This window comes from Thermus sp. (assembly GCF_056332225.1).
On sequence record NZ_JBWGQW010000038.1, the window covers coordinates 1 to 15,038 of the forward strand.

General features: G+C 67.9%; 17 protein-coding genes. 12 read left to right on the forward strand and 5 right to left on the reverse strand.

All coding sequences use genetic code 11. The features are described from left to right. The first annotated feature begins 1 nt into the window (after position 1). On the forward strand, positions 2–1,291 hold the full coding sequence (locus AC01Y6_RS07585; protein WP_476670973.1) for an MBL fold metallo-hydrolase: 1,290 nt from the start codon (positions 2–4) through the stop codon (positions 1,289–1,291). Between the two features lie 12 nt (positions 1,292–1,303). On the opposite strand, the gene metF is transcribed toward AC01Y6_RS07585, so the two are convergent. Beyond that, complete coding sequence (gene metF / locus AC01Y6_RS07590; RefSeq protein WP_476670975.1) at positions 1,304–2,182, reverse strand: methylenetetrahydrofolate reductase [NAD(P)H]; 879 nt, start codon at positions 2,180–2,182, stop codon at positions 1,304–1,306. A 68-nt stretch (positions 2,183–2,250) separates the two neighbouring features. Here metF and AC01Y6_RS07595 point away from each other — a divergent pair, with 68 nt between their 5' ends. Genes AC01Y6_RS07595 through AC01Y6_RS07605 form a run of 3 tightly spaced genes read left to right on the forward strand, consistent with a single transcriptional unit; the run spans position 2,251 to position 4,253 of the window. After that, positions 2,251–2,841, forward strand: a complete 591-nt coding sequence (locus AC01Y6_RS07595; RefSeq protein WP_347242100.1) for a nicotinamidase — start codon at positions 2,251–2,253, stop codon at positions 2,839–2,841. 13 nt (positions 2,842–2,854) lie between these two features. Next, positions 2,855–3,460, forward strand: a complete 606-nt coding sequence (locus AC01Y6_RS07600) for a hypothetical protein (protein ID WP_476670976.1) — start codon at positions 2,855–2,857, stop codon at positions 3,458–3,460. Continuing rightward, the gene (locus AC01Y6_RS07605; protein WP_476670977.1) at positions 3,450–4,253 is read left to right on the forward strand and encodes a histidinol-phosphatase HisJ family protein; all 804 of its coding nucleotides are present in this window, start codon (positions 3,450–3,452) and stop codon (positions 4,251–4,253) included. Before AC01Y6_RS07600 ends, AC01Y6_RS07605 begins: the two co-directional genes overlap by 11 nt. Positions 4,254–4,325: 72 nt before the next feature. Here the strand turns inward: AC01Y6_RS07605 and AC01Y6_RS07610 are convergent, their stop codons facing one another. From AC01Y6_RS07610 to crcB, 3 genes are all read right to left on the reverse strand, one after another. Then, positions 4,326–4,940, reverse strand: a complete 615-nt coding sequence (locus AC01Y6_RS07610; protein WP_428722236.1) for a sulfite oxidase-like oxidoreductase — start codon at positions 4,938–4,940, stop codon at positions 4,326–4,328. Between the two features lie 207 nt (positions 4,941–5,147). Then, positions 5,148–5,480: a DUF190 domain-containing protein gene (locus tag AC01Y6_RS07615; protein WP_347242096.1), complete on the reverse strand. Its 333-nt coding sequence runs from the start codon at positions 5,478–5,480 to the stop codon at positions 5,148–5,150. 4 nt (positions 5,481–5,484) lie between these two features. Then, positions 5,485–5,862, reverse strand: a complete 378-nt coding sequence (gene crcB, locus AC01Y6_RS07620) for a fluoride efflux transporter CrcB (RefSeq protein ID WP_347242095.1) — start codon at positions 5,860–5,862, stop codon at positions 5,485–5,487. Between the two features lie 20 nt (positions 5,863–5,882). On the opposite strand from crcB, the gene ribH reads away from it, so the two are divergent. Then, positions 5,883–6,356: a 6,7-dimethyl-8-ribityllumazine synthase gene (ribH, locus tag AC01Y6_RS07625; protein WP_008634050.1), complete on the forward strand. Its 474-nt coding sequence runs from the start codon at positions 5,883–5,885 to the stop codon at positions 6,354–6,356. On the opposite strand, the gene AC01Y6_RS07630 is transcribed toward ribH, so the two are convergent. After that, complete coding sequence (locus AC01Y6_RS07630) at positions 6,343–6,747, reverse strand: DUF4395 domain-containing protein (protein WP_347242094.1); 405 nt, start codon at positions 6,745–6,747, stop codon at positions 6,343–6,345. The two genes, ribH and AC01Y6_RS07630, sit on opposite strands and share 14 nt — an antisense overlap. A 72-nt stretch (positions 6,748–6,819) precedes the next feature. Here AC01Y6_RS07630 and pgeF point away from each other — a divergent pair, with 72 nt between their 5' ends. From pgeF to AC01Y6_RS07665, 7 genes are read left to right on the forward strand one after another with little or no spacing between them, the layout of a single operon-like run. Further along, on the forward strand, positions 6,820–7,560 hold the full coding sequence (gene pgeF, locus AC01Y6_RS07635) for a peptidoglycan editing factor PgeF (protein WP_428722233.1): 741 nt from the start codon (positions 6,820–6,822) through the stop codon (positions 7,558–7,560). 4 nt (positions 7,561–7,564) lie between these two features. Continuing rightward, positions 7,565–8,047, forward strand: a complete 483-nt coding sequence (locus AC01Y6_RS07640) for a YqeG family HAD IIIA-type phosphatase (RefSeq protein WP_347242092.1) — start codon at positions 7,565–7,567, stop codon at positions 8,045–8,047. Beyond that, positions 8,044–10,716 (forward strand): type IV pilus assembly ATPase PilB, encoded by a 2,673-nt coding sequence (gene pilB, locus AC01Y6_RS07645; protein ID WP_476670979.1) that lies wholly within the window; start codon positions 8,044–8,046, stop codon positions 10,714–10,716. The genes AC01Y6_RS07640 and pilB overlap by 4 nt, the downstream gene beginning before the upstream one ends. Before the next feature lie 9 nt (positions 10,717–10,725). After that, positions 10,726–11,829 carry a type IV pilus twitching motility protein PilT gene (locus AC01Y6_RS07650; RefSeq protein WP_428720653.1) on the forward strand — a complete coding sequence of 368 codons (1,104 nt, stop codon included), beginning with the start codon at positions 10,726–10,728 and terminating at the stop codon, positions 11,827–11,829. A gap of 3 nt (positions 11,830–11,832) precedes the next feature. Beyond that, positions 11,833–13,242, forward strand: a complete 1,410-nt coding sequence (gene gatB, locus AC01Y6_RS07655; RefSeq protein WP_428722231.1) for an Asp-tRNA(Asn)/Glu-tRNA(Gln) amidotransferase subunit GatB — start codon at positions 11,833–11,835, stop codon at positions 13,240–13,242. A gap of 5 nt (positions 13,243–13,247) precedes the next feature. Then, entirely contained in the window at positions 13,248–14,249 is a 1,002-nt protein-coding gene (gene purM / locus AC01Y6_RS07660; RefSeq protein ID WP_476670980.1) for a phosphoribosylformylglycinamidine cyclo-ligase, read from the forward strand. Then, on the forward strand, positions 14,246–14,875 hold the full coding sequence (locus AC01Y6_RS07665; RefSeq protein WP_347242087.1) for a histidine phosphatase family protein: 630 nt from the start codon (positions 14,246–14,248) through the stop codon (positions 14,873–14,875). The genes purM and AC01Y6_RS07665 overlap by 4 nt, the downstream gene beginning before the upstream one ends. Positions 14,876–15,038 lie beyond the last annotated feature (163 nt).

A 15,038-nucleotide genomic window follows, 5' to 3' on the forward strand; every position in this document is an offset into this window, starting at 1 on the left:
CATCGTACCTTTTGGCGCGGCCCGGGAGGTGACCGGAAGCTGCCACCTCCTTTTGGCCGGGGGGCGGCGGGTGCTTCTGGACTGCGGCCTCTTCCAGGGCCGGGAGGAGGCCAAGAACCACGATCCCTTCGGCTTTGACCCCAAGGAGGTGGAGGCGGTGGTCCTCACCCACGGCCATCTGGACCACGTGGGGCGGTTGCCCAAGCTCTTCCGCGAGGGCTTCCGCGGGCCGGTCTACGCCACCCGGGCCACGAGGCTTTTGATGCGCATCGTCCTCGAGGACGCCCTCAAGGTCATGGAGGCGCCTCCCTTCGGCCGGGAGCACGTGGAGGAGGCATTGGCTCACCTGGCGCCCGTGGAGTACGGGGAGTGGCTTCGGTTTGGGGATCTGGCGCTGACCCTAGGCCAGGCGGGGCACCTTCCTGGAAGCGCCTTTGTGGTGGCCCTGGGGGAGGGGAAGACCCTGGTCTACAGCGGGGACCTGGGCAACCGGCAGAAGACCGTTCTCCCCGATCCCTCCCTTCCCCCCAAGGCGGACCTGGTGGTCTGTGAGGGCACCTACGGCGACCGCCCCCACCGCCCCTTTCCGGAGACGGTCCGGGAGTTTTTGGCGATCCTGCAGGAAACCTTGGGCCAGGGGGGCAAGGTGTTCATCCCCTCCTTCGCCGTGGAGAGGGCCCAGGAGATTCTCCTTATCCTCTACGAGAACGGCCACCGCCTGCCCAAAGCTCCCGTCTACCTGGACTCCCCCATGGCCGAGCGGGTCTTGGAGCTTTATCCGAGGCTCGTGCGCTACTTCAGCGAGAAGGTCCAGGCCTATTTCCTAGAGGGGAAGAACCCCTTCCGCCCCAAGGGCTTGGTGGTGGTGGAAAGCCCCGAAGAGTCCCGCGCCCTAAACCGCGAGCCCGGACCCATGGTGGTCATCGCCGGAAGCGGGATGCTTTCGGGGGGGCGGATCCTCTCCCACCTCAGGCACGGCCTTTCCGACCCCAAAAACGCCTTGGTCTTCGTGGGCTACCAGCCCCGGGGGGGCTTGGGGGCCGAGCTTATCGCCCGGCCTCCTTCCGTGCGCATCCTGGGGGAGGAGGTGCCCTTGAGGGCCAGGGTCCACACCCTGGGCGGGTTCTCGGGGCACGCGGGCCAGGACGAGCTATTGGACTGGCTCCAAGACCAGCCCCGGGTGGTCTTGGTCCACGGGGAGGAGGAAAAGCTTTTGGCCCTCGGCAAGCTCCTCGCCCTTCGGGGACAGGAGGTGAGCCTGGCGAGCCTGGGGGAGGGGGTGGGGGTGTGAGGCCATCCCTCCCTAGGCGGGCCTAAACCCCAGCCTCTCTAGGACCATGCGGGTGGCGGGGCTCTTGTTGAGGGTGTAGAAGTGGACCCCCTCCACCCCGGCCTCTAAAAGCTCGGCCACCTGCCGGGTGGCGTGCTCCACCCCGATCTCCAGGATGGCTTGGGGATCGTCTTGGTAGTGCTCCAGCTTGGAAAGGAGAGGCCCCGGGATGCTCGCCCCGCAGACCTCGGTAAAGCGGCGGAGCTGGGCGTAGCTGGTTACGGGCATGATCCCGGGGAGGATGGGGATCCCGATGCCCGCCCGCCTCGCCCGCTCCAGGAAGCCGAAGTAGTGGGCGTTGTTGAAGAAGAGCTGGGTGATGGCGAAGTCCAGCCCCGCCTCCACCTTGGCCTTGAAGTGGCGGAGGTCGGCCTCGAGGCTCCCGCTTTCCGGGTGCCCCTCGGGGTAGGCCGCCCCGCCCACGGAGACCCGGTCCCCGTACCGCTCCCGGATGAGGGCCACGAGCTCCGCCGCGTAGCGGAAGCCCTCCGGGTGGGGGCGGAAGACCCTTTCCCCCTTCGGGGGGTCGCCCCGGAGGGCGAGGAGGTTCTCCACGCCGCTTTCCACGAAGCGGTGGAGGACCTCGGCCACTTCCTCCCGGCTTTGGCCCGCCACGGTGAGGTGGGCGAGGGGGTTGAGGCCGAGGCTTCGGATCCTCCGGGCCCAGGCCACGCTCCTCTCCCGGGTGCTCCCCATGGCCCCGTAGGTGATGGAGACGAAGGCGGGGCGGAAGGCACGAAGCTCCTCCATGGCGTGGAAGAGGGCCTCCTCCCCCTCAAGGGTCTTGGGGGGGAAGAACTCAAAGGAGAAAAGCGGGCCCCGCCGCGCCTCGAGGAGGTCCCGTATTTTCATGCGAACGAGTGTAGCCCTTCCCCGGGTGGGGGTCAAGGATGGAGGATAATAAGGTGGATAATAAGGTCATGGTAGAGGTTCCCGAGATCCCCAAGGTGGAGGCCCTGGAGCTTCCGGCTAAGGAAACGGCCCTCATCGTGGTGGACATGCAAAACGACTTCGCCCACCCCAAGGGCGCCCTCTTCGTCCCCGACGCCCCCAAAAGCGTCCCCGCCATAAAGCTCCTTCTGGAAAGGGCAAGGCGCGCTGGGGCCAAGGTGGTCTACACCCAGGACTGGCACCGGGAGGACGACCCCGAGTTCCGCATCTGGCCCCGGCACGCCGTGGCCGGGACCTGGGGCGCGGAAATCCTGGAGGAGCTTAATCCCGAGCCGGGGGACCTCGTCATCCAAAAGGTCCGCTACGACGCCTTCTACGGCACCCCCTTGGACCACTACCTGCACCTCTTCGGGGTGAAGCACGTGGTGGTCACGGGCACCGTGGCCAACATCTGCGTCCTGCACACGGCGGGGTCGGCGGCCCTCCGCTGGTACCACGTGGTCCTCCCGGAGGACGCTACCAGCGCCCTCACCCCCTTTGACCTCGAGGCCACCTTGCGCCAGGTGACCTTCCTCTACCAGGGCAAGGTCACCCGGGCCGAAGGGGTGCGCTTTGTGTGAGCCAGACCTGGGGATGAAGGAACCCCAAGAGGGCGTCGCGCCCTTATCCCTGGCGGGAGGGGAGGGGGAACCGGTCCTCCTGTGGCGTGCCCAGGCCTTGGGCCTGCCCGTGGTCCCCACCTGGGTGGTACGCCTAGAGGAGGAGTTCTTCCGCCTGAACAACCTGGAGGAGCGGATGGAAAGGCTCTTCCAGGGCGTATTTGGGGTACGGATAGACGAGGAGAAGCTCCTTTTGGCGGCGGAGGAGGCCCAGCGGGCGGTGCGGGAAAGCTACCTCCTCCCCGAGCGGGCCGAGGCCTTCCTGGAAGCCTTTAGAGGGCGCGGGCCCTTCCTCCTCCGCTACGCGGGGGAGGCCGAGGGGGAAAGGGCCTCCACCCCCCAGGAGGCCCTCTTCGCCCTGAAGCGGCTTTGGACCCGGCGCTTCCGGGTGGAGGCCATCCTGGAGCGCTACCCCGCCCTCCTTCCCCCCTTCACCCCCGTCCTGGTCCAGGAGGTGGCGGGGGAGGTGGCGGAGGACCCCTTCCTCTCCCTGGACCTCTCCCGGGCCCTGGGGCAGCGGGTGGTGGCCTACACCTGGCAGGACCAGGTGGCGCGGATAGAATCTTCCCGTGGTGGATAGCCACGTCCACACCCCTCTTTGCGGGCACGCGGAGGGCTCCCCGGGGGAGTACCTTTTCCAGGCGCGCAAAGGAGGCTTGAGGGGCCTGGTCTTCACCGACCACAGCCCCATGCCCTCCTGGTACGACCCCGAAAGCCGCATGGCGCTCTCCGAGCTCCCCTTCTACCTCCTCGCCCTGGAAAGGGTGCGGGAAAAGAACCCTGACCTCTACGTGGGCATCGGCCTCGAGGCCGACTTCCACCCCGGAACCGAGGCCTTCCTCGCCCAGCTTCTCAAGAGCTACCCCTTTGACTACGTCATCGGGAGCGTCCACTACCTCGGGGCCTGGCCCCTGGACCACCCGGACCACCAGGAGGAGTACGCCTGGCGCGACCTCGAGGAGGTCTTCCGGGCCTACTTCCAGGAGGTGGAGCGCGCGGCCCGAAGCGGCCTCTTCCACGCCATCGGCCATTTGGACCTTCCCAAGAAGTTCGGCCACCGCCTCCCCGAGGAGGCCCTTTTGGAGCTCGCCGAGCCCGCCCTACGGGCCATCGCCGAGGCGGGGCTCTTCCTGGACGTGAACACCGCCGGGCTCAGAAAGCCGGCCAAGGAGATCTACCCCGCCCCCGCCCTCCTCCTAAGGGCAAGGGAGCTCGGCATCGGGCTCGTCCTCGGCTCCGACGCCCACCGCCCGGAAGAGGTGGGCTTCGCCTTCGGCGAGGCGCAGGCCCTTCTCCTTTCCCTGGGCTTCCAGGAGGCCCACTACTTCCAGGAGGGGAGGCCCCGGGCCTACCCCCTGTCCAGGGCCTCGTAGACCCGCTTCCCCTCCTGGCTTCCCCCCACCCTCTCATAGGCCCGCACCGCCTCCACGAGGCGGAGGAAAGCCTCAACGCTCAGGTTTGTTGCGCGCCGAAAACCGGATCCGGTGGGCGGGCACCGGTCCCTCCTGGAAGCGCTCCTCCTTCCAGGGGTCCCCCCGCCAGTGGTAGCCCAGCCGCTCCCAGAAGCCGAGCTCCAGGTGGTCCAAAAGCGCGATCCGGCGCACCCACTTGGCGCTCTTCCAGGCGTAGAGGTGGGGCACGAGGAGGCGCACCGGCCCGCCCCTTTCCGGGGGCAGGGGCTGGCCGAAGAGGGTGTGGGCGAGGAGCACGTCCTCCCTGAGGAGGTCCTCCAGGAGGAGGTTGGTGGTGTAGCCCCCGTAGCTTTCCACCAAGGCGGCCACGGCCTCGGGCCTGGGGCGGGCCTCCTCCAGGAGGTCTTTGGCTCGCACCCCTTTCCAGGTCACGTCCAGGCGGCTCCAGCGGGTCACGCAGTGGAAGTCCCGGGTGAGCTCCACCTGGGGCCGGGCGAGGAGGTCCTCGTAGGTGAGGACGAGGGGCGTTTCCACGAGGCCTTCGACCTCGAGGCGCCACGCCTCCTTGGGCACCCTCGGGGTCTCCCCGTAGGTGAGGACGGGGAAGCGCTCCGTGACGAACTGGCCGGGGGGCACACGGGGGTCCATGCCCTCAGGGTAGCCCCAAACCCCGAGGGAGAAAGCGGGCTACAGTACCCCACCGCGGCTTTTGCCGCGGTGGGGGCCCCAAAAGAGCAGCCCAAGCTCGGGCATCCCATGCTGCAACGGGCACTTGGGTCCTACCCTTTCTCCGCCCGGCTGGTCCTGGGAAGCCCCCTGGGGCCCCATGCCGGCGCAAGCCCGCATGGGGTGGTGTCACCGGCTCCGGTAAAGGAGGACCCGCACCTTCTCCAAGGTGACGAGCCCCTCCCGCACCATCCCGTCCAGCACGGGGAGAAAGGCCTGGATCTTCTCCTCGGCGTCCACGATCTCCACCACCACGGGGAGGTCCTCGGAGAGCTGGAGGATCTTGGCGGTGTGGATGCGGGAGTGGGCCCCAAAGCCCATGAAGCCCTTGAGGACCGTGGCCCCGGAAAGGCCGCGGCGCCGGGCCTCGAGGACGATGGCCTCGTAAAGGGGCCTCCCCTCGTACCGGTCCGATTCCCCCAGGAAGACGCGGAGGAGCAGGGCCTCGCCCTCCAAGCGCATGCCCCTAGCCTACCAGGGCCCCGCCCAGGCGGTGGCCCAAAAAGGCGAGAAAGAGGCCGAGGAAAAGGCTCCCCAGGGCGTAGAGGAAGGCCTTCCCCACCTCCCCTCCCTGGAGGAGGGCGAGGGTCTCGTAGCTCAGGGAGGAGAAGGTGGTGAACCCCCCCAAGACCCCCACGGCCAGGAAGAGCCGGGCCTCGCCGGAGAGGGCCCCTTCCAGGGAGAGGCGGAGGGTGAGGCCGATGAGAAAGCTCCCCAAGGCGTTGACGAAAAGCGTGCTCCAGGGAAACCCCGCCCCGAGGCTTCCCTGGACCAAGGCCCCGAAGCCGTAGCGCAAAAGGGAGCCCAACGCCCCGCCCAGGGCCACCAGGAGGTACCGCTCCACCCCCAAAGTATATTGGGGCCATGAAGCCCAAGACCCTCTCCCCCATCCTCACCGCCAAGGGGGTGCGCCTCGCCATCGCCGTGGGGCGGTTCAACGAGCGGGTGACCAAGCTCCTCCTGGAGGGGGCCCTGGAGGCCTACGCCCGGCTTGGGGGGGACCCCGCCGAGGTCCTGGTGGCCTGGGTCCCCGGCTCCTTTGAGCTTCCCCTGGTGGCCAAGCGCCTCGCCCAAAGGCCCGACGTGGACGCGGTGGTGGCCCTGGGGGCGGTGATCCGGGGCGAGACCCCCCATTTTGAGTACGTGGCGGGCCAGGCGGCGAGCGGCCTCATGCAGGCCATGCTCCAGACGGAGAAGCCCATCGTCTTTGGGGTCCTCACCACCAACACCCCCGAGGAGGCCCAGGAAAGGGCGGGGGGCAAGGCGGGCAACAAAGGGGCCGAGGCGGTCTTCACCGCCATAGAGATGGTGCGCCTTCTGGAGGCTATTTCCCGGTGAAGAGGGCGCGGGCGTAGCGGAGGTGGAGGTAGAGGAAGCACCCCAGGCAGAAGCCGAAGGCCAGGTTGACGAAGGCGAGGAGGGCCACGAAGAGGGCGAGGGCGTAGCCCAAAGGCTTCAGGCCGAGGAGGAGGGCCAAGGAAGCGAACCCCAGAAAGGCCGCCCCCAAAAAGCGGGCGAAGCGGTGGGGCCTCGGGTCCTCGTTCACCGCCCGCGGGGGAATGCGTAGGAGGCGCTTTAGGGCCGCCATCAGGTCCACGGGGGTGTGCTGGCTCGCCATGAGGAGGAAGAGGAGGTAGACGAGCCAAGGCAGGTCCAGAAGCTCCGCCAGGGGCAGAAGGAGAACGAGGAGGGCCTGGTTGAAGCGGAGCTGGTTCCGGTCCGTCTTCATGGCCTTTAGTATACCTCTGCGCTTCATAAACTAAAGGGTAAAGGGCGCCCGGGACCTGGCAGAATGGGGAGGATGGTTCCTCTCCTCACCACCCCCCTGCCCGTTCCCCACGGCTTCACCACTCGGCTTGGGGGCGTGTCCGAAGGCCCCTTTGCTAGCCTCAACCTCTCCGCCGCCACCGGGGACGATCCCGAGCGGGTGGCGGAAAACCAAAGGCGGGTCCTGGCCGCCTTCGGCTACCCCGAGGTGGCCGGCCTCAAGCAGGTGCACGGCACGGAGGTGCGCCTGGTAGAGGGCCCCGGGGTGTGGGAAGGAGACGGCCTACTCACCCGCACCCCCGGCCTCCTCCTCCGGGTGGGGGTGGCGGACTGCTATCCCCTCCTCCTCTACCACCCGGAGGGCCTGGTGGGGGCGTTGCACGCGGGCTGGCGGGGGGTGGTGGGGGGTATTCTCCTCGAGGCCCTGAAAAGGATAGAGGCCCTGGGGTTGGACCCCTGGGAGGTCCACCTGGCCATCGGCCCCGGCATCGGAGGGGCGTGCTACCAGGTGGGGGAGGAGGTGGTGGAGCGCTTCGCCGAGGCGGGGCTTCGCACCTTCCGGAAGGACCCTAGCGCTCCGGGGAAGTACCTCCTGGACCTGGAAAAGGCCCTCCTCCTCCAGGCCAAGGAGGCGGGGCTTAGGGAGGAGCGGATCTACCGGGTGGGGCTTTGCACCCACTGCGCCCCCCACCTCTTCTCCCACCGCCGCGACCGGGGGAGGACGGGCAGGATGTGGGGCCTGGTGATGCTCCCGCTAACCCCCGTGGCAGAATGAGGCTATGCTCTTCCCCAGGGCTGTCCTCCCCTCCCTCCTCCACCTCACCCCGGAGTGGCTTCGGGCGCGGGGCCTAAAGGGGGTGGTCCTGGACCTGGACAACACCCTCCTCCCCTACGGGGAGGAGGTCCTCCCCCCAGCCCACGAGGCCTGGCTTTTGGGCCTTAGGGAGGCGGTCCCCGTTTACCTCCTCTCCAACGCCCTCCCCGAGCGCTTCGCCCGCATCCAGAAGCGCCTCGGCCTCCCCGGCCACGCCCCGGCCCTCAAGCCCTGGCTGGGCTTCCGCAAGGCGCTTAAGGCCCTGGGCCTTCCCGCCCGGGAGGTGGCGGTGGTGGGGGATCAGGTCTTCACCGACGTGCTCGGGGGGAACCTGGTGGGGGCCTACACCGTCTTGGTACCGCCTTTGCGGGAGAGGGAGTTCTTTTACACGCGTTTCATACGGATGTTGGAAACTCCGTTTAGAAGGCCTCGAGGGGGTTCGGCATGAGCGTGCTTACCATAGGCGACAAGCGGCTTGGGGCCATCCTTTTGGACTCCGGGCTCCTCACCGACGAGGAGCTGCAGATGGCCCTGGAGCGGCACCGGGAAGTGGGGGGAAGCCTGGCGGAGGTCCTGGTGGACATGGGCCTGCTCTCGGAAAGGCGCATCGCCCAGGCCATAGAGGACCACTTCGGCATCCCCCTGGTGGAGCTCCACCAGGTGGAGATCCCCCCCAAGGTGAAGGCCCTCCTCCCCGCGGAGAAGGCCAAGGAGCTCCAGGCCATCCCCTTCGCCCTGGACGAGAAGGCGGGGGTGGTGCGGGTGGCCTTCGTGAACCCCTTGGACACCCTGGCCCTGGAGGAGGTGGAGGACCTCACGGGCCTCGTGGTGGAGCCCTACCAGACCACCAAGAGCGCCTTCCTCTACGCCCTGGCCAAGAACTACCCCGAGCTCGGCCTCCCCGTGCCCCCTCCGCCTTCGGGCCCGAGCCAGGAAGAGCTCAAGCTGGGGGAGATCCTGGTGAATAAGGGCCTTCTCTCCCGCGAGGCCCTGGAGGAGGCCTTGGTGGAGCAGGAGAGGACGGGGAACCTTCTCGGGCGGATCCTGGTGCGAAAAGGCGTTCCCGAGGAGGCCATCTACCGGGCCCTGGCCGAGCAGAAGGGCCTGGAGTTCCTCCCCTCCACCGAGGGCCTTAAGCCCGACCCCGCCGCCACCGCCCTCCTCCTCCGCTCCGACGCCCTCCGGTATAGCGCCGTGCCCGTGGGGTTTCGCGAGGGCAAGGTGGAGGTGGTCCTGGCCGACCCCAGGCACAAGGAGGCGGTGGAGGAGCTCCTGGGCCGCCCCGCCCGCTTCTACCTCACCCTGCCCCAGGCCTGGGAGGCCCTCTTCTACCAAACCTATCCCGAGAAGGGCCGCCTGGGGGAGGTCCTGGTGCAGGAGGGGCGCCTTTCGCGGGAGCACCTCAGGGAAGCCCTGGAGGTGCAGAAGCGCCTGCCCAAGGCCAAGCCCCTGGGAGAGATCCTGGTGGAGCTGGGCCTAGCCCGGCCCGAGGACGTGGAGGAGGCCCTGAAGAGGCAACGGCAGGGGGGAGGGCGCCTCGAGGACACCCTGGTCCAGTCGGGAAAGCTCAAACCCGAGGCCCTGGCCCAGGCGGTGGCCGCCCAGCTAGGCTACCCCTACATCAACCCCGAGGAGAACCCCCCCGACCCGGGGGCCGCCCTCCTCCTCCCCGAGGACCTCTGCCGCCGCTACGGGGTCTTTCCCCACCGCCTGGAGGGAAACCGCTTGGTCCTCCTCATGAAAGACCCCCGGAACATCCTGGCCCTGGACGACGTGCGCCTGGCCCTGAAGCGGAGAGGCCTTAGCTACGAGGTGGTCCCCGCCGTGGCCACGGAGGCGGCCATCACCAAGCTCATAGAGCGCTTCTACGGCAAGGAGGAGCTGGGGGAGCTCATCAAGGAGTTCGCCAAGAGCCAGCGAGAACAAAAAGAGGAGGCGGTGGGGCCCGAGCTGGACGAGAGCGCCGCCCAGCGCTTCGTCAAGCAGGTGATCCGGGAGGCCTACCTCCGGGACGCCTCCGACATCCACATTGAGCCCCGGCAGTCCGACGTCCTGGTGCGCCTCCGGGTGGACGGCACCCTGCGCCAGTACACCACCATGCCCAAAGGGGCCCTGAACGCCATCATCAGCGTCATCAAGATCATGGGCGACCTCGACATCGCCGAAAGGCGCCTCCCCCAGGACGGCCGGGTGCGCTTCCGGGAAGGGGCCATTGACCTGGACCTCCGGCTTTCCACCCTGCCCACGGTCTACGGGGAGAAGGCGGTGATGCGCCTCCTGAAGAAGGCGAGCGACATCCCGGAGATAGAGAACCTGGGCTTCGCCCCCGGGGTCTTTGAGCGCTTCCAGGAGGTGATCTCCAAGCCCTACGGCATCTTCCTCATCACCGGGCCCACGGGCTCGGGGAAGAGCTTCACCACCTTCTCCATCCTGAAGCGCATCGCCACCCCCGACAAGAACACCCAGACCATTGAGGACCCCGTGGAGTACGAGATCCCCGGCATCAACCAGACCCAGGTGAACCCCCAGGCCGGCCTCACCTTCGCCCGCGCCCTCAGGGCCTTCCTCCGCCAGGACCCCGACATCATCATGGTGGGGGAGATCCGGGACTCCGAGACGGCCAAGATCGCCACCGAGGCCGCCCTCACGGGCCACCTGGTCATCGCCACCCTGCACACCAACGACGCCGCCCAGGCCATCACCCGCCTGGACGAGATGGGGGTGGAGCTCTTCAACATCTCCGCGGCCCTCATCGGCGTCCTCTCCCAGAGGCTCGTGCGGAAGATCTGCGAGCACTGCAAGGTGGAGGTCCCCCCGGACCCCGAGGTCCTGAGGCGCCTCGGCCTTTCCGAGGAGGCGGTGCGGGAGGCCAAGCTCTACAAGGGCATGGGGTGCGAGCGGTGTAGCGGCACCGGCTACAAGGGCCGCTACGCCATCCACGAGCTTTTGGTGGTGGACGACGAGATCCGCCACGCCATCGTGGCCGGGAAGTCGGCCACGGAGATCAAGGAGATCGCCCGCAGGAAAGGCATGAGGACCCTGAGGGAGGACGGCATCCAGAAGGCCTTCCAGGGGATCACCACCCTCGAGGAGGTCCTGGCGAGGACCATTGACTAAGGAGGGAGCATGCCGAAGACGCCGGACATCGTGGACCTCTTGACCCTGGCCGTGGAGCGGGGGGCCAGCGACCTGGTCATCACCGTGGGCTTGCCTCCCATGATCAAGGTGGACGGGGAGTTCCACCCCACGGAGTACGAGCCCCTCTCTCCCCAGGACACCCGCCGCCTCATGTACGCCCTCATGGACGAGAAGCAACAGCGCGTCTTTGAGGAGGAGAAGGAGCTGGACTTCTCCTTCAGCCTCCCGGGGAAGGGGCGCTACCGGGTGAACGTCTTCCTACAGCGGGGGAGCGTGGGCGGGGTTTTGCGGGTGGTGCCCGCGGTGATCAAGAGCTTCGAGGAGCTGGGCCTGCCCAAGACCATCGCCGAGATCGCCCTGAGCCCAAGGGGCCTGGTCCTGGTCACGGGACCCACGGGGAGCGGCAAGAGCACCACCCTGGCCTCCATGATCGACTACATCAACGAACGCAAGCCCGTGCACATCGTGACCATTGAGGACCCCATAGAGTTTTTCCACAAGCACAAGAAGGCCATCGTCAACCAGCGGGAGATCGGCGCCGACACCCACGGCTTCCACAAGGCCCTCCGGAGCGTCCTCCGCCAGGCCCCGGACGTGATCCTGGTGGGGGAGATGCGGGACTACGAGACCATCGCCGCCGCCATCACCGCCGCCGAGACCGGCCACCTGGTCATGGGCACCCTCCACACCAACTCCGCCCCCGAGACCATAGACCGCATCGTGGACGTCTTCCCGGAAAACCAGCAGGAGCAGGTGCGGGTCCAGCTCTCCAACAACCTGGTGGCGGTCCTCACCCAGCAGCTCCTGCCCAAGGCCTTTGGCGGGGGGCGGGTGCTGGCCTACGAGCTCATGATCGCCACCCCCGCGGTGAGGGCCCTCATCCGGGAGGGGAAGACCCACCAGCTCCGTAGCGTCATCCAGACCGGGGGGCAGTACGGGATGATCACCATGGACGCCTGCCTCGCCGACCTCTACCGCCGCAAGCTCATCACCTACGAGATGGGCCTCGCCCGGGCCGTGGACCCCAAGGAGTTCATGCGGTTGAGCGGGGTGGGGGAGGGGGGCCAAGAGGTGCGGCGCGGTAAACTCTAGGCCATGTACGAGGCGGTCATCGGCCTCGAGGTCCACCTGCACCTCAAGACCCGCACCAAGATGTTCTGCGGCTGCCGGGCGGACTACTTCGGGGCGGAGCCCAACACCCACGCCTGCCCCGTGTGCCTGGGCCTCCCAGGCGCCCTCCCCGTGCCGAACCGCATGGCGGTGGAGCACGGCCTCAGGCTCGCCCTGGCCCTGGGGGCCGAGGTGCCGGAGAAGCTCCTCTTCCACCGCAAGAACTACTTCTACCCCGACCTCCCCAAGAACTACCAGATCAGCCAGTACGACCTCCCCCTGGGCCGGGGGGGAAGCCTACCCCTGGGGGAGCGGGCGGTGCGCATCAAGCGCCTTCACCTGGAGGAGGACGCCGGGAAAAGCCTTCACCTGGAAGGGAGGACCCTCCTGGACCTGAACCGCGCGGGAAGCCCCCTCCTTGAGCTCGTCACCGAGCCCGACCTAAGGACCCCCGAGGAGGCGAGGCTTTTTCTCCAGCGCATCCAGGCCCTGGCCCAGACCCTGGGGATCTCCGACGCCTCCCCCGAGGAGGGGAAGCTCCGGGCCGACGTCAACGTCTCCGTGCGCCGGGCCGGGGAGCCTCTCGGCACCAAGGTGGAGATCAAAAACCTCAACTCCTTTAAAAGCGTCCAGCGGGCCCTGGAGTACGAGATCCGCCGCCAAACCGAGATCCTGAGGCGGGGCGAAAGGGTGAAGCAGGCCACCCTGGGCTTTGAGGAGGGGAGCGGCAAGACCTACCCCATGCGCACCAAGGAGGAGGAGGCGGACTACCGCTACTTCCCCGAGCCCGACCTGCCCCCGGTGCCCCTTCCCAGGGCTTGGCTTGAGGAGGTGCGGAAAAGCCTCCCCGAGCTCCCCTGGGACAAGGAGGCCCGCTACCGGGCCCTGGGCATCAGGGAAAAGGACGCCGAGGTCCTGGCCTACGCCCCGGCCCTTTCCCGCTTCCTGGACGAGGCCCTCCCCTTGGGCCTCGCCTCCCCCCAGGCCCTGGCCAACTGGCTCTTGGCTGATGTTATGGGTCTTCTGAACGAGCGCGGCCTCCCCTTGGAGGCCACCCGGCTTTCCCCCAAGGCCCTGGCCCGCCTGGTGGCCCTCTTTGAGCGGGGGGAGATCACCAGCCGGGTGGCCAAGGAACTGCTGCCCGAGCTTTTAGAGGGCCAGGACCCCGAGGCCCTGGTGCGGGAGCGGGGGCTTAGGGTGGTGGCGGACGAGGGGGCGTTAAAGGCCGTGGTGGCCGAGGCCCTCGCCGCCTTGCCCGAGGCGGCGGAGAGCGTCCGCCAGGGTAAGCTCAAGGCCTTGGACGCCCTGGTGGGCCAGGTGATGCGAAAGACCCAGGGGCAGGCCAAACCGGAGGTGGTGCGCCGCCTCCTCCTCGAGGCCCTTGGGGTAGGATAGGGCCGATGCGCTACGAGGAGGCCGGGGTCCACATAGAGGCCAAGGCCTTGGCCTTAAGGCGGGCCAAGGCCAAGCTGGAGGCCACCTACACCCCCGAGGTGCTCCGGGGCCTCGGGGCTTTCGGGGGGCTCTTTGACGCGGGGGCCCTTAAGGAGATGCGCCACCCCGTCCTGGTGGCCACCACCGATGGGGTGGGCACCAAGGTCCTCCTCGCCCTGGAGGCGAAAGACGTTTCTGGCCTGGGCTTTGACCTGGTGAACCACTCGGTGAACGACCTCCTCTGCCAGGGGGCGAGGCCCCTCTTCTTCCTGGACTACCTGGCGGCGAGCCGCCTGGAGGAGGAGGTCCTCTCCGCCCTCCTCGCCTCCTTGGCCGAGGCCTGTAAGGCCCAAGGCATCCCCCTTTTGGGGGGGGAGACCGCCGAGATGCCCGGGGTGTACCGGGAGGGGGCCTGGGACCTGGCGGGAACCCTGGTGGGCGTGGTGGAGCGGGACCGGATCCTGGGCCCCGAGCGGGTGCGGGAAGGGGACGTCCTCCTCGGCCTTCCCTCCTCCGGCCCCCACACCAACGGCTACAGCCTCATCCGCAAGGCCCTGGCGGGGCGGGACCTCGAGGCCTTTGTTCCCGAGCTCGGGGAAACCCTGAAGGAGGCCCTCCTGCGCCCCCACCGCTCTTACCTCCCGGAGTTCCTACGCCTCGAGGCCGCCGGGGTGGAGGTCCACGCCATCGCCCACATCACCGGGGGAGGGCTCCCCGAAAACCTTCCCCGAGCCCTTCCCGAAGGCCTGGGAGCGGAGATTTGGAAGGGCGCCTGGCCCGTACCCCCCGTTTTCCCTTACCTCCAGCGCCTGGGGAAGGTTCCTGAAGAGGAAATGTACCGCGTCTTCAACATGGGTTTGGGCCTTATCTTCCTCCTTCCGGAGGAGGAAGCCGCCAAGGCCCAGGCCCTCGTGGGCGGCTTCCTGGTGGGGCGGGTGGTCCCGGGCGAGGGAGTCCGGTTCCTATGACGGAGGTCTGGCTGATCCGCCACGGCGAAACCGCCTGGAACGCCGAGAAGCGCTTTCAAGGCCACCTGGACATCCCCCTTTCCCCCTCGGGGGTTGGCCAGGCCTTTCGCCTGGCCCAGCGGCTCGCCCGTAGCGGCTTCGCCTTCACCAGCCTCTTCTCTTCTGATCTCCGCAGGGCCCGGGAAACCGCAGAACCTCTTTCTGCCGCCCTCGGCCTCCCCGTCCAGACCTCCCCCCTTCTTCGGGAGATCGATGTGGGGGCCCTGGCGGGCCTGACCCGCCAGGAGGCCGAGGCGCATTACCCTGAGTTTTTTCGCAAGGCCCTGGAAGACCCTTGGTACACCCCCCGCCCCGGCGGGGAGAGCATGGCCGATGTGGCCAGACGGCTACAGGCCTTTTTGGAAAGCTTGCCCTTGGGGCGGCACCTGGTCCTCACCCATGGGGGCGTGGTGCGTGCGGCCCTCAAGCTCACCTTGAACCTGGAGGGGGATTCTTGGAGGCGCTTCCACATCCCTAACACCTCCATCACCCGCCTTCTTTTTCCCCAGGGGGAGGTTCTTACCGTCTCAGACGCCGCCCACTTGGAAACCTGGGCCGACTGGCTCTCCGACGAAAGCTTGAAATAGGGCGCTACATCCGGGTTACCGCTCCGTGCCCCCTCATCCTGCCTTCGGGGCGCCTTTTGCGAGGGCAAGGCTTCATAAAAAAATCTCCCCCCAGGTTTACATCCTGGGGGGTTTGGGTTTGGAGCGGGAGACGGGACTTGAACCCGCGACCCCGACCTTGGCA